Annotated in this window: 11 protein-coding genes; 8 read left to right on the plus strand and 3 right to left on the minus strand. The window is 46.3% G+C overall.

Translation table 11 applies throughout. The features are described 5' to 3' along the window. The first annotated feature begins 339 nt into the window (after nt 1-339). The 3 genes from QUA33_RS22065 (at nt 340) to QUA33_RS22075 (ending at nt 4,507) form a co-directional block, all read left to right on the plus strand. On the plus strand, nt 340-1,383 hold the full coding sequence (locus tag QUA33_RS22065) for a DUF2235 domain-containing protein (protein WP_333151166.1): 1,044 nt from the start codon (nt 340-342) through the stop codon (nt 1,381-1,383). Nucleotides 1,384-1,458: 75 nt separating this feature from the next. Further along, the gene (locus tag QUA33_RS22070) at nt 1,459-3,105 is read left to right on the plus strand and encodes a peroxidase family protein (RefSeq protein WP_333151168.1); all 1,647 of its coding nucleotides are present in this window, start codon (nt 1,459-1,461) and stop codon (nt 3,103-3,105) included. Between the two features lie 199 nt (nt 3,106-3,304). Next, complete coding sequence (locus QUA33_RS22075) at nt 3,305-4,507, plus strand: catalase (RefSeq protein ID WP_333151170.1); 1,203 nt, start codon at nt 3,305-3,307, stop codon at nt 4,505-4,507. Between the two features lie 272 nt (nt 4,508-4,779). On the opposite strand, the gene rpsD is transcribed toward QUA33_RS22075, so the two are convergent. Then, nucleotides 4,780-5,388 carry a 30S ribosomal protein S4 gene (gene rpsD, locus QUA33_RS22080; RefSeq protein ID WP_006631941.1) on the minus strand — a complete coding sequence of 203 codons (609 nt, stop codon included), beginning with the start codon at nt 5,386-5,388 and terminating at the stop codon, nt 4,780-4,782. Between the two features lie 118 nt (nt 5,389-5,506). On the opposite strand from rpsD, the gene QUA33_RS22085 reads away from it, so the two are divergent. After that, nucleotides 5,507-6,214 (plus strand): hypothetical protein, encoded by a 708-nt coding sequence (locus QUA33_RS22085; protein ID WP_333151172.1) that lies wholly within the window; start codon nt 5,507-5,509, stop codon nt 6,212-6,214. Nucleotides 6,215-6,394: 180 nt separating this feature from the next. Next, a complete protein-coding gene (locus QUA33_RS22090) occupies nt 6,395-6,742 on the plus strand; it encodes a rhodanese-like domain-containing protein (RefSeq protein ID WP_333151174.1) in 348 nt (115 codons plus the stop codon). A gap of 91 nt (nt 6,743-6,833) precedes the next feature. On the opposite strand, the gene QUA33_RS22095 is transcribed toward QUA33_RS22090, so the two are convergent. Further along, nucleotides 6,834-8,558 (minus strand): AAA-like domain-containing protein, encoded by a 1,725-nt coding sequence (locus QUA33_RS22095; RefSeq protein ID WP_333151176.1) that lies wholly within the window; start codon nt 8,556-8,558, stop codon nt 6,834-6,836. Nucleotides 8,559-8,860: 302 nt separating this feature from the next. On the opposite strand from QUA33_RS22095, the gene metK reads away from it, so the two are divergent. From metK to QUA33_RS22110, 3 genes are all read left to right on the plus strand, one after another. Beyond that, entirely contained in the window at nt 8,861-10,123 is a 1,263-nt protein-coding gene (metK, locus tag QUA33_RS22100; RefSeq protein ID WP_333151178.1) for a methionine adenosyltransferase, read from the plus strand. A 212-nt stretch (nt 10,124-10,335) separates the two neighbouring features. Next, entirely contained in the window at nt 10,336-11,511 is a 1,176-nt protein-coding gene (locus QUA33_RS22105) for a family 10 glycosylhydrolase (protein WP_333096196.1), read from the plus strand. Between the two features lie 459 nt (nt 11,512-11,970). Continuing rightward, entirely contained in the window at nt 11,971-13,887 is a 1,917-nt protein-coding gene (locus QUA33_RS22110) for a HEAT repeat domain-containing protein (protein ID WP_333151180.1), read from the plus strand. Between the two features lie 63 nt (nt 13,888-13,950). Here QUA33_RS22110 and QUA33_RS22115 read toward each other — a convergent pair whose 3' ends face one another. Further along, nucleotides 13,951-14,088: a hypothetical protein gene (locus QUA33_RS22115; protein WP_333096194.1), complete on the minus strand. Its 138-nt coding sequence runs from the start codon at nt 14,086-14,088 to the stop codon at nt 13,951-13,953. Nucleotides 14,089-14,294 lie beyond the last annotated feature (206 nt).

Below are 14,294 nucleotides of genomic sequence, written 5' to 3' on the forward strand. Positions count from 1 at the left end.
TAATTATGAAATGGAACCGAAAGATCAAAAACAAAGGTAACGCGAGTTGATGCAGTTTAGATGTCGAACAGCTTATTTCACACTGTAAATATTTTAATTTAAGAAAAATAAATAAAATTAACATTTTAATACAGCCAGCTAGACTATAGAGTGTTTTGGGACTAATATCCTGAGAATCGAAATAGCTAAAGATTGCCCAACCAGATAACAATTTCGTCGAGCAAGAAATTAGGAGGGCTTGCCTGAAGCGACCCAAAAAGGGGAACGGGGAATCTCAAGTAACCGATTAGCAATTACAGGTCGCTATCAAATTTTCAGATTCAAAGAGAGAATATAAAAATGACGAAACCAGGGAAACGTCTGATCGTTTGCTGTGATGGAACTTGGAACAAACTAGATACTCAGTGCCCAACTAATGTGGTTAGGGTTGCCCAGGCCGTGAAACGGACAGCCAGTGACGGGGTTCCGCAGATCGTGTTTTATGACGAGGGAATTGGAGTAGACAGTAACAAGATTGTGGGCGGAGTCACTGGGCTGGGAATCGATAAAAATATACAAGATGCTTATCGTTTTCTTTCTTTCAACTACGATCGCGGTGACGAAATCTATCTATTCGGGTTCAGTCGCGGTGCTTACACAGTCAGGAGTCTAGCGGGGATGATCTATTGCTCCGGTCTCCTATCCCGCCGTTATGTTACCAAGGCATCAGAAGCTTACGAGCTTTACCGTAACCGAGGCATAAAACCAAATGATGAGGAAGCAAAGAGGTTCCGCAAAGAAAACGGCAAAGATCGGGGCGATCGCGTCCCGATTACCTTGCTTGGTTGTTTCGACACCGTTGGAGCGCTCGGTATTCCTCTTGTACCCGCCTTGAAGAAGTTTGAGGGACAGATCAAAACAAGGTACAAATTCCACGACACCACTTTAAATAAGGATATTGAGAATGCGTTGCACGCCGTTGCGATCGACGAAATTCGCGAAGTCTTTGATGTTACCCTGATGAAGAAAAATCCTGATGCCCCGAACCAGAAGCTTCGTCAAGTTTGGTTTCCAGGCGAGCATGGCTGCATCGGCGGTGGTACCCCAGCATACCGCGGGTTATCAGATGCTGTTTTGAAGTGGATGTTGGATCAAATCAGTGACCTTGAATTGAAGCTTGAATTCGAGCCAGAAGCCATTGAGGATATCAAGCCTGATTATAAGGTTCCATTTCAAAACAATCCTGGGTTCTTCAAATTGGCAGGAATCAAGTGGCGCGAGGTGGGAGAGACCATTGAGGATCTTCATGAAAGCGCGATCGAGCGATTAAAAAAGAGCCAAGACTATCGGCCTAAGAATCTGCAAAAACTTCTCTCCAAAGTAATTGAAAATATAGAAAAATGATCGAACTTTATCAAACTCTCAGAACCGAACATCAGAAAATTTTGTAATCTACAACAATCGAAAGGACAAGGAATCATGACAAGAGATACATCTAGAGATGGATTGAGCAACAAAGCTTTAGCATATACGTTGACTCATTTCAAACCAATTTGGGATTTAGTTCAAAGTTACGAGCCTCTGAAACGTAAACTAAACAAATTTTTTCTAAATAGCATCATTTACAAACTTCCGACTCGCCCGCTTCCCTATAGCTTAATGGGCTTAGATCCCAAAATTCCAGGGACAGATATTCCCAAAAAAACTGATACCTACATCTCTTGGGATTCACTTACAGACAAGACTTATACTGGGCGACATTTACCTCCCGACCCAGGATTCAACAAAGAAGGGAATTTACCACCACTCGACAAAGTAAAGACCTTATTCCAAAAAAGAGATGGAAAAACCATTTATTCGGAAAAATCCACTCTGCTATTTCCCTATTGGGTGCAGTGGTTTACAGATAGTTTTCTCCGGATCGATCAGGAAAACCGCTTCAAAAATACCTCCAACCATCAGATTGATATGTGTAATGTTTACGGGTTGACCCGCAAACAAACAAATATGCTCAGAGCTTTCAAAGACGGCAAATTTAAAACCCAAAAACTCAAGCGCAAAGATGGCGTAGAAGAAGAGTATCCACTCTTTTATTATGCCGACCCTGAGCAGGGTATTATCGATCCTCAATTTGAAGGTCTTCATGCACCCCTTAATGATGAGAAAAGACAACCCCCCGAAAAGAAAAGCAAGCTATTTGCAATGGGAGTTGAACGGGCAAACGTCCAAATTGGCTATGTCATGCTCAACACTTTATGTATCAGGGAGCATAATCGAATTTGTGATGTTTTGTCCAAAAGCTATCCGGAATGGGACGATGAGAGGCTCTTTCAAACCGCGAGAAATATTCTCATGGTGATTATTCTCAATATCATTATGGAAGAGTACATTTTCCACATTACGCCCTATAATTTTAGGTTCTTTGCCGATCCTGAAGCTTTTACCAAGGAAAGTTGGTATCGAGAAAATTGGATGGCGATTGAGTTTAGTTTTGTCTATCGCTGGCATAGTGCGATTCCGGAAACCTTTATCTATGAGGGTAAAGAACAATCCATGTACGATTCCCTCTGGAATAATCAGATGTTAATCGATAAAGGGTTGGGTGCATTGATGGAAGAAACTTGTTCCCAACCAGGCACTAGAATTGGTTTGTTTAACACACCTGATTTTAAGATCGCAGGAACACCCTATACATTTATTGATGCTACCGAACTAGCATCTGTTAAACTCGGACGGCAGGCGCAGTTAGCCAGTTATAACGATTACCGCGAAATGTGTGGTTATCCCAGGGTGACTGATTTCAATCAAATTACGGGTGACGAATACGCTCAACAGAAATTAAAAGAGTTGTACGGTCATGTTGATAAGATTGAATTATTTGTGGGATTGTACGCTGAAGATGTCCGCAAAAATTCAGCAATTCCGCCTTTAGTAGCACGGATAATTGGCATTGATGCTTTCTCCCAAGCTTTAACTAATCCTTTGTTATCGCCTAAAGTCTTCAATAAGGAAACTTTTTCTGAGGTTGGTTGGGAAATTATCCAAAATACCAAAACAGTCTCTGATTTAGTGAATCGTAATGTTCCTCCAAGCGATCCTAAGTACAAAGTCTCCTTCGAGCTTTAAGTTGTAGCTGACAACTAAGACTCAAGGTAGTGGGGGGCGCAAACACACCTGCGCCCTCAAAAATGAGGAAGAAAAAGGCGATCTTTTCGCAAGCGATCGGCTACGGCAATTCGGAAGCAATTGCACCAGCAGTTATACTGTTTAACAGATGCAACGGTTTGTGTAGAGCCTTTTTTAGCGATTAACCGAAGGTTATGTTATGAACAAAAAGTTATTTACCGAATATCCGGAACAGGACGAACTCAAATACTACGATCTTCTTGTTGAGCAGGCCAAGCTTCGGATGGATAATCTTTACGGCAATAAGGAGCGGGCGCTGCGAGATACTCACGCCAAAACTCATGCTTGCGTTAAAGGAACTCTGGAAATTTTTGACTTTGATGAGGAAGCGATTAAACGCGAATTGGGCAAACGCGCTTCGTTAAGTTCTTCGCGACTCAATGCTATTTCCCTTAAGCAAGGTGTGCTAGCAAAACCCAAGGAATATCCTGTTTGGTTGCGATTTGCTAACGGGGCTACCAAAGTATACCCTGATTACCAAAAAGATTCGCGCTCAATATCAGTGAAAGTGATGGGGGTGGAAGGGGAACGACTCGCGCAAAGCCACGAGTCAAAAACCCAGGATATCATTGTTCACAATTCAGAGATATTTGTGAGCCAAACCATCAAAGACTACTACGGCTTTTTTTCTGCTCTGGTTGAATCACCAGAGGCATTGAAAAAGTGGCTAATACGACATCCCAGACACTTTCTAGCGGTCTCGACGCTTACTGGTAGCCGGACTCCGAAGAGTTTGCTAACAGCCAAATATTGGAGCGGTTCACCCTCTGCTTTGGGTCTCTATCCCGATTTCGATCCCTCCCAGCCTGGTCTAGTTCCTGTCGAATATCCGGCGGTAATTAAGTATGGGTTTACTCCGGTTTCATCCAAACCACCTCACGAGATAATTCCAGAACAATCTCGACCGGGAATCCCTAAAATTCCTTTTGTCGATCGCGCTAAAGCCTTGGGTTTAGATCCCAATAAACCAGACAATTATTATCGGGACGATCTAATTCAAGCCTTGGCGAAACCTGATGCCGAATACTGGTGGGATTTTGGCATCCAGTTCCAAACCAGCCTAAAAATGCCGATCGACGATGGTATCAATGTCTGGAAGGAAAAGGAATCACCCTTCTTGAGAGTAGGTCGTCTTACCGTCAAGCATCAGATTATTGATTATGAAAAACAATCTGATTTCAACGAAAACCTGAGATATTCTCCCTGGAACGGCTTAGCAGTTCATCGTCCAGTAGGTGCGATCAATCGGATACGCGGTGTTGTTTACCCCGTTGTAGCGAATTATCGCCTTCAAAAGCGAGGTCTTGTCCACCACGAACCAACCGGAGAAGAAACATTTTAAAGGAAAAATTTGGGGATCGGACATCATCTAATGCCCTCAGCCAGGTCTCGTCTGAGCAAATGGCAACTCAAGGAAGTTAACAAGCGAAACCTTCAAAAAATCCCATCCCTTTTTAGGGGGTGGGAGTGTTGAAAATTATGAATTCTTAGTCCTCAGTCCTTAGTCCTCATTATTCAGTAGCAATAAATCAATAACTGGGTTTCTACCCAATTATTAATTATTCTGCTAGCAACCAACTGATGACTAATGACCAACGACTGATGACTAATAACTTAAGCTTGCCGCGAGTAGTATTCCACCACTAGCAGTTCGTTAATCTGTAGAGCAATCCACTCGCGTTCGATAACGCCGTTAACTTTGCCAATTAGTTTTTGCTTATCAAATTCCAAGTGATTCGGCAAGTGAGCCAAGCCTGGGTCTTTGAGATTAGCTTCTACCATTGTGCGCGAGCGCTCTCTATTTTTCACCGCAATCACATCACCAGGCTTGCACTGATAGCTGGCGATATTGACTTCACGGTCATTGACAGTTATGTGACCGTGATTTACCAATTGTCTAGCGGACGGAATGGTTGGAGCCATTCCCATCCGAAACACAGTATTGTCCAAGCGCATTTCCAAAAATTGCAGTAACACTTGACCTGTGGAGCCCGTGACACGGCGGGCTTTGCGGACGTAACGGAGCAGTTGGCGTTCCGTCACACCGTAATTGAAACGGAGTTTTTGCTTTTCTTGCAAACGAACCGCATACTCAGAGAGCTTTTTGCGGTTTTGACCGTGCTGTCCAGGCGGATAATCTCGTCTGGGGGTTTTGCGGGTTAGACCCGGCAACTCTTTCAGGCGACGGACGATTCTCAATCGGGGGCCTCGATATCGAGACATTTATTTTCCTCTCTAATATCTGTATGCAATTTTATGCAGACTCTATATTATATGTGTGTAACGGTCAAAATTCCAACAAAGATCGATAAAAAAACGATCGACCGCAGCGCGATCCATAATGTGCGGTAAATTCTCAAGGAAAAGCCGATCGCTCGATCGCCCCAATCAGCCAAAAAAACTCACTACTCGATCTGCCATGCACAACCGCAATTTCTGTCGCACTTCTTCCCCAAAACCAGCACCGACAGCCTCAAGCCCTACCGGGCGCTGGATATTGGCTCTCGGCACGCAGCTAGCAGCACTCGGTTTGTTAGCCACAGCACTGCCAATTTCACCAGCATCAGCCATCACGATTAGAATCCCTCGCTCTAGGAATCCCTATCGCGTCTGCGCCCTGGAACTAATCGACGCCGGAGTGGGAGCAGAGGCCGCCGCCGCCGCTTGTGCTGATGCCCTCCACCCCCGCGACATATCTAAATGCGCTCTCCAAATCAACCGCAAAACCAATATTTCTGGTGTCGAAGCGCTCTCAAGCTGTAGGCGGGTGAGGCGCCCCAACGAATTGGCTACTTGCGTAGTGAATATTAACGGCAAAAGTCGAACTCAACCTGCTGCTCCCCTCGTAGTGCTCGATGGATGCCGCCGCAGTTTATTGCCACAACAGTTTGCTGAATGCGTAGTCGGTTTGAGTGGCAGGCTCGACTTTCCCACTGACCGGTTAATCGCCACTTGTCTTGACCCCAGCAACAGCGTGAGCCAGTTGGACGGGCGTCCTGCACCTACCCCTCCTGTGGAGCTAATTTCACCGCCTTCGCCCGTCAATTAATTTGTCAGTTGTTAGTTGTTAGTTGTTAGTTGTTATTTGTTATTTGTTAGTTGTTATTTGTTAGTTGTTATTTGTTATTCCACAGCTATTAGCTACTGCCAACTACCAACTGCCAACTACCAACTGCCAACTGCCAACTGCCAACTGCCAACTGCTAACTGATTTCTTCCTTCTAATCAAATGTCAGAAAATTTTGCTCAAATTACAGTCGAAGAATTAGCTCGCCAATTAGCAGAAACCAATGCTGAGAAATTGCAGCTTGTAGACGTGCGGGAACCTGACGAAATTGAACTCGCGGCGCTGCCGGGATTTGTAGCTTTTCCGCTGAGCGAGTTTGCCGAATGGTCTGGTGAAATTGACGCTAGACTCGATCGCGACAAAGAAACCTTAGTTCTGTGCCATCACGGAGTGCGATCGGCTCAAATGTGCCATTGGTTAACTGAGCGAGGATTTACCAACGTTAAAAATGTCGTTGGCGGCATAGATGCTTACTCAATGGTGGTGGATCGAACCGTCCCCCGCTATTAATATCAAATCCAGTTCTCAACTATCGTTTTTTCAGAGTCCGCGCAGGCGGACTTTGTATGTGTAGAAACGAATTATATTTCCCAGGAAATACCTAATTAACAGCAGCAAATCGAAAATTTAAAAGCGTACTCATAGTGAGCCGATCGCGCCCCTCCCTTTTCGAGTCATAAAGAGCGTCATCAGCCGCCAGTAGCAGCGTTACGGCCTCATTTTCCTCGCTCGGAACAACGCTGGCAATTCCTAAACTAATCGTTACCACAGAATTAGGCAGGCCGTCAAGACTCTGCGGGTTAAAAACAATCTTCAAATCTTTCACTTTCGCTCTAATTTGTTCGGCAACAACCAGAGCCGCCGACGCATCAGTTTCAGGTAAAATAACAGCAAATTCCTCGCCACCGTAGCGAGCAGCTACATCAGCAGGACGCTGGAGCGATCGGCGAATTGTCTGAGCTACTAATCGCAAACAATCATCTCCAGCTTGATGTCCGTAGGTATCATTATATATTTTGAAATAATCGAGATCGCACAAAATTAAAGATATCGGAGAACCCTCGCGAGCCATGTGTTTCCATTCGGTTCGCAAGCAACTATCAAAATACCGTCTGTTGCCAATTTGAGTAAGTTCGTCCACATTCACCAAAGCTTGCAGCCTTTGATTTTCTTGCTGCAACTCCTCCAAACCAACAGCCGACCACTTGTCCTCGCACAAATTTTGCCCTTGAAAATACAGCCGATATAATTCGCAAGACAAACTACAGTTATTTCCCTCTAATTTGACCAGTCCCATGCTGTCTAACTGATAAGCCATCAAAGGTTCGAGGTGAATGCTATTTTTAGCATCGACAACTTGTTGGAATGCGGAGGCGAGTTCGGGCTGCTGTTGAATGGCGAGCGACTGATTTTGCAAGTAGTCGCTATAAATTCCGCTGTGAGTAGGAGCTGCTGTTAACAGTTCTGCCAATTCGGCTCGCCCCAGTTCCTCCCCCGGTTCCTCCCGTTCGACGGACAGGCGATTTTGCAGCAAACTAGCCAGGTGATACAGCGCTAAATGCACTAAATAAGGATGCCCGCCTACCATGTTCATTAATTGCTCTATCGGATTGCGATCGCTCCAGTTTAGTCCGTATCTGCACGCCAAATCTTGAACTTGTTCAACAGTAAATTCTGAGAGTTTAATCGGCATTCCTACATTAAATGGAGATTGATTAACATTCAAATCAATATAAATTGCTGTCGAATGAATAACCACAGTTCGGAGTTTTTGCCAAGTTGGGCTAGCGCGAGCTTGTTCGTACCAAAAACGGATCACCGACAGAAAATCTTGAGCAATATTGGTGCGTTCAAATACTCGATTTATTTCGTTGATAACCAAAACAACAGGACTGTCAATTTCTGCGAGCAAATAGTTTTCAAAGTAAATAGTGCAGCTTACCTTGCTGCCCATATCTTCATCCCAGAATTTATCGATATTTGGTTCGAGTTTGAGTTGCCGAGCGACATTGACACAAAGCCAGCGCAAAAATTTATCTAAACTAGCAAAAACCGCTGCGTCGGCTTGCTGAAAGTCTACATTTACTGTGCGGTATCCACGATCGACTGCCGCGTCAATTATCCGCAGCATCAGCGAACTTTTGCCCATTTTTTTGGGAGATTTAATGCGAACGAGGCCTCCGGGTTTGCTAATTTCTGCACAGGTCAGGGCTTCGGCCCCTGAGCGTTCAATATAAAATCGAGAGTCAAGCGGTATGGGGCCGCCGGGAAATTCTAGGTCGGCAACTGTTTGGATCGAGTTTGGTAATTTTTGGAGTCCTGCCATAGTCGTTGCACAAGGCGATACCCTGACTTTATCTTACCTTTGTCAGGTTAGGAGATAGACGAACGGTGTCCAAGATCGATCGACAATCCTAAAAAATCTAAGTTTTTAGGGACTTCCCGGAACTGACTTTGCTATAGTAGTGTCACTTTACCCACTCTCAAACCCTGCTTCAACACGGCTCTGCAGATCGACAAAAATTCGACGGTAGCCCAGACGCGATCGTTCTGAGCCTTTACCTGACAAATAACTCGTCGGTCGTCGATGTCGCGCAGGAAGAGCCCCTATCTAAGGAGAAATAATCATTGTCACGCCGCTACCTGTTTACCTCTGAATCGGTCACTGAAGGCCATCCCGATAAAATCTGCGATCAAATTTCAGATACGATTTTAGATGCCTTACTGACTGAAGACCCCAAAAGCCGCGTCGCAGCAGAAGTTGTCGTCAACACCGGTTTAATGCTGCTGACGGGCGAAATTACCACTAAAGCTCAGGTAAATTACATAGAATTAGCCCGGAAAAAAATAGCCGATATTGGCTATATCCACGCTGACAACGGCTTTTCGGCCAATAGTTGCTCAGTGTTGGTGGCTCTTGATTCTCAGTCTCCCGATATTGCTCAAGGGGTGAACACAGCCCACGAAAGCCGGGAACAATCGAGTGAAGAGGAATTGGACGCCATCGGCGCTGGCGACCAAGGTTTGATGTTCGGTTTTGCTTGCAACGAAACGCCGGAATTGATGCCTCTGCCGATCAGTTTAGCGCACCGGATTTGCCGTCAACTGGCCGCAGTCCGCAAAACCGGTCAGTTATCTTACCTGCGTCCCGACGGCAAAAGCCAAGTTACAGTCATCTATGAGGACGGCAAACCTGTTGGCATAGATACGATTTTAATTTCTACGCAGCACACCGAAACGATCGGCGACATCACAGACACAGCCGCAGTTCAAGCCAAAATCAAAGAAGACCTTTGGGCTGCTATCGTCCAACCCGTGTTTGCCGATATTAGCGTGAAGCCGGATGCAGAAACTCGCTTCCTTGTCAACCCCACCGGCAAATTTGTGGTCGGCGGGCCTCAAGGAGATTCGGGTTTGACGGGCCGCAAAATTATTGTGGATACCTACGGCGGCTATTCCCGTCACGGCGGCGGCGCTTTTTCTGGGAAAGACCCCACCAAGGTAGACCGCAGCGCGGCTTATGCTTGTCGCTACGTTGCTAAAAATATCGTAGCGGCTGGTTTAGCCCAAAAGTGCGAAGTGCAGTTGAGTTATGCGATCGGCGTTGCGCGGCCTGTTAGCATGATGATCGAAACTTTTGGCACTGGAAAAGTTGATGACGATCGCCTTTTAGAAGTTGTGAAGCAGCATTTTGAACTGCGTCCTGCAGGAATCATTCAAGCATTTAACTTGCAGAATTTGCCTGCTGAAAGAGGCGGCCGTTTCTATCAAGATGTGGCGGCTTACGGTCACTTCGGACGCACTGATTTAGAGTTGCCTTGGGAGGAAACTGATAAGGCAGAACTTTTGAAAGAAGCTTTGAGCCAGAAGTTGTCGGGAGTAGCTGGATAGTACAATTTTGGGGTGCGCGCCGCGCACCTTATCCATAAATAATATCGGGTGCTACCAATGAATGTAGGGTGCGCGCCGCGCACCTTATCCATAAATAATATAGGCGGTTCTTCGGCGCATCTTATCTATAAATAATACCGGGTGCTACCAATCAATAACGTAGCGGGTGCAGTGCCTACTTTACAACAAAAAAACATTAAATAAATAAATAAATGGGATTTTTCACACCTTTCCAATCAGCAATTCGCAGTTTTACCTCTTCCCTCCAACAGCGGTTGGCCACGACTGGATTTTCTGCACCAAATCCAGCAACGCTGCCCAGTTCGTTTGCGACTAACAATCCTGGTGGAATTCGCGGCGTTTGGATAACCACCACTGACTCCAAAGTTCTCACATCAAAAGAGCGAATTGCTGAGGCAATGGACTTTCTCGCCGATACGGGATTTAATACCGTTTTTCCTATAATTTGGAGCCAGGGTTATACGGCTTATCCTTCTAAAATTATGCGGGAAAAATTTGGGGTGGAAATTGACTCGCGCTATCAAGGTCGCGACCCCTTAGCAGAAATATGTGTTGAGGCCAAGAGAGTTGGTTTAAAAGTAATTCCTTGTTTTGAATACGGATTTGTGAGTTCTTACAATCGCAAGGGCGGTCATTTGCTGGCGAAAAAACCTGAGTGGACCGCCCGTGATGCCAGCGGCAATTTACTTAAGAAAAATAACTTTGACTGGATGAATTCTCTTGACCCGGAAGTGCAAGACTTTGTGCTGGGGTTGATGCTGGAAGTTGCTAAGAATTATCCGGTAAACGGGGTTCAAGGAGACGATCGCATTGCGTTTCCGGTAGAAGGCGGTTACGACGAAAAAACGGTTAAACGCTATCTAGAAGAGTGCGGTAAAGCAGCGCCGTCGGATTGTAAAGAACAACATTGGCTGCAGTGGCGTGCTAATATTATTACTGAGTTTGTAGCTCGTTTACACCGAGAAGTGAAAGCTATTAATCCCGATTTGTTGCTATCGATGTCGCCGAGTCCTTATGACTGGGGATTGGTGGAATATTTGCAAGATTCTAAAGCTTGGGTTGACAAAAACTTTGTCGATGTGTTTCACCCGCAGTTTTATCGCCGCGATTTTAATGCTTACAAACAATTGGTCGATAAAATGATTGGGGGACAGCTTAGTGGCCAGCAAGTAAAGTGCGTGTCGCCCGGTATTTTGTTGACGAATCGAGGCAGCAAATATAGCATAACTCCCGAACTGTTGTTGCAAGTAATTGCTTACAACCGCTCTTGCGGGATTCAAGGAGAAGTGATGTTTTTTTACGAAGGTTTGCGAGATAACGATAATGCTTTGGCTAAGGTTTTGAAAAAAGGGCCCTATGCTCGTTGAGAGATTGTCCCGCAATCAAGCTGTTTCCGGTTAGCAGCAGTCAACCGCGCCGATCGCTATTTCAAACCAAGTGGGTATAGAATAAGATCTTGCACCATTCTCAATAAGCTTTGATTAACAGGCAAGATGCCTGTTCCACAAAGGCTGAATTTTATTGTGGAACAGGCATCTTGCCTCTTCCTGACAATGGTGCAAGATGTGAGTATAAAATGATATAGCAGAGTTAGGCAAGTTAAAAGCGCAGCGATGCCAATCAGCAAGCGCAACTAATTGTCAAGCCGATCGCCCAAACAAACCCGATAATTAATAATTGGGGAGTTGCAAAAATAGTGGAATAAGACATATTTTAGAAGTGGGTGCAAGCTTTTTTTTAGAAGTAGCGTTTTGTAGACGCCATATTTTTGAAAGACAGTTTAAAAGAGCAATCTCAACCGCTCGCCAAAATATTAGGATAAATCAGTGACTTCAGCAGCAAGCCTCATCCAACAGCTACCCGAGCTCAGCGATGCTCAATTCCATCATAAATATTTGAAACAAAAACAAGGGATGCGCACCTTGGCGACTATATTGCCGCAAGTAGAACAGCAAAGTCTGGCTTTGCGGGCAGTAAAATTAGCTCTAAAAGTAAATTTAAAACTCGGCTCGAAGCTAGCAGGAACGGTAAAGCCAGAATTTCAAACAGCTACCATAAAATTAATCGACAAAATCCCCACTTCGCCGCTGCTCAAAATTCAACTGCTGGCCCTAACAAGTTCCGATATGGCAATTCCAATGCTGGTGGCCGCATTGAACCACCAAGAAAGTGCAGTGCGCCTTGAGGGGATTCGAGCGATCGGCAAAATCGGCTCCGAAGCAGCAGTAATTGAATTAGCCCGATCGCTCGAATCCCAAGATTCCCAAATGCAAGCTTGGGCCGCTTGGGCTTTAGGAGAAATTAACTCGAAACCCGCCGCCATAGCACTGCTCAAAGCCATCAAACACCCAGAGTCCAAGGTACGCGCCCGGGCTGTTTGGGCCTTGGGCAAAATTAACCCGAAAACAGCCGTCCCCGCGCTGCTGAAAGCCCTCAACCACCCCGACTCCGAGGTGCGCTGGCGGGCGGCGGTCAACTGCGGGAAAATCGGCGTCTCTGAGGTAGTTCCCGGGCTGCTGAATGCCCTCAGAGACGAAAATCACATCGTCCGCGCTAGGGCCGCGGCGGCTTTGGGGAAAATCGGCGATTGTGAGGCAGTACCCAGCTTAATAGAATTGCTTCACGACGACCCAGACTCCTATGCAGTTTCTTTGAGGGCCGCCGAGGCCTTGGGACAAATTGGCACGGAAACGGCTGTGGCCGGGCTGGTACAAGCCCTCAACCATAACGACTCAGACGTGCGGGGCAGTGCAGTTTCTGCCTTGGGAGAAATCAGCAGCGAGGCGGCTATGGTGGCCGTAATCCGGTCGCTCTCGGATCGAGACATTTTCGTGCGCGGCAGGGCGGCGGTGGCCCTTGGGAACATCAATACAGAGGGAGATGCGAAATTGCAAAAAATGGTGGTCGCGGGACTGGCGAGCGCAATTGGCGACAGCGAATCTTATGTGCGGTGGAGAGTTGCTGCTGCTTTGGGGGAAATTGGGACAGAGGAAGCTGTGGCAGGTTTGGTGCGGCTGCTGGGAGACGAAACTTCTGGAGTGCGCCAAAACGCTGTTAAATCCCTCGGTCAAATTGGCTCAACGGCTGCTATTTTGGCTCTGGAAACAGCTTTAAATCGGGAATTTGCTGACGTTCGGGCGCTGGCTGCCCAATACTTGGCGGATGTCAGGACTGAGACAGAAACAGTTGATTTTGATTCCTCAGTCTCTGCAGATTTATCGGGTGAAAAACTGCCGAACATCCTGATTGCTTCGCAAGCAGAAGCCAGCGAATACATTGTTGACCGCGCTGCGGGGCGCGAGATTAAATACCTGATCTCGATCGGCAGTCCCGGTGTGCCGGAACCTAAAACTTTTCATCGAATCCCAAATCGAATGTGCCTGGAGTTTAACGATCTCGACACCCCCGTTGACGACCCCGATCAAATCTTGCCTACCATTGAGGATGTACTTAAAATTATTGACTTTGCCCTCAAAATGTCACCACAGGGAGGCAGTTTGCTGATCTGCTGCCAAAGTGGGATCAGCCGTTCAACTGCCACAGCTTTGACTGTTTGTGCTGCGCTGTTGGGTCGCGGCAAAGAACGGGAAGCTTGGGCCGCTGTTCTCGCCGCCAGACCCCAAGCCAAGCCGAATCGCTGGATGGTACACTTGGCCGATGAAGCTTTGGGTAGAGACGGTAAGCTAGCACTGGCGATCGAATTGACCACCGCAACTCCAGAACTCGCAATCGCCAACAGTTGACTCCCGGAAACCGGGTTTCTTTTCGCAAGCCCTACAGTTATACTCAACTAACGACACTTTACCTCAGACTTGTCTGTGCGGGGCAACGGTGCCAAAAGTCGATCGCCAGGGTGCAAAAGTTCGATCGGCTCCTGCATTTGTGACATTCTGTGCTACAAAGTTGTCGGACGATCGAAAAAAACCGTCAAGCAATCGTCGCATTGCTGGCAGCAAAACTCCCAAGCTGAGGAATCGGGTGCATTGTCAACAGACAATATCAGCTTTGGGCTACTCACAGGCAAAACAGGTCAGAGAGAATTTTCTGCCTGTAACATTCCACGCAGAGATAATTCATTGCGTGTATAAATTTTTATTTTTTTTTGCCTGTGGCAGACTTTTACGAGTCGAAAAAGTAATTTGGCAACAGT

Origin of the sequence: Microcoleus sp. Pol14D4 (assembly GCF_036701245.1) — a bacterium.
Taxonomy (GTDB): Bacteria; Cyanobacteriota; Cyanobacteriia; order Cyanobacteriales; family Microcoleaceae; genus Microcoleus.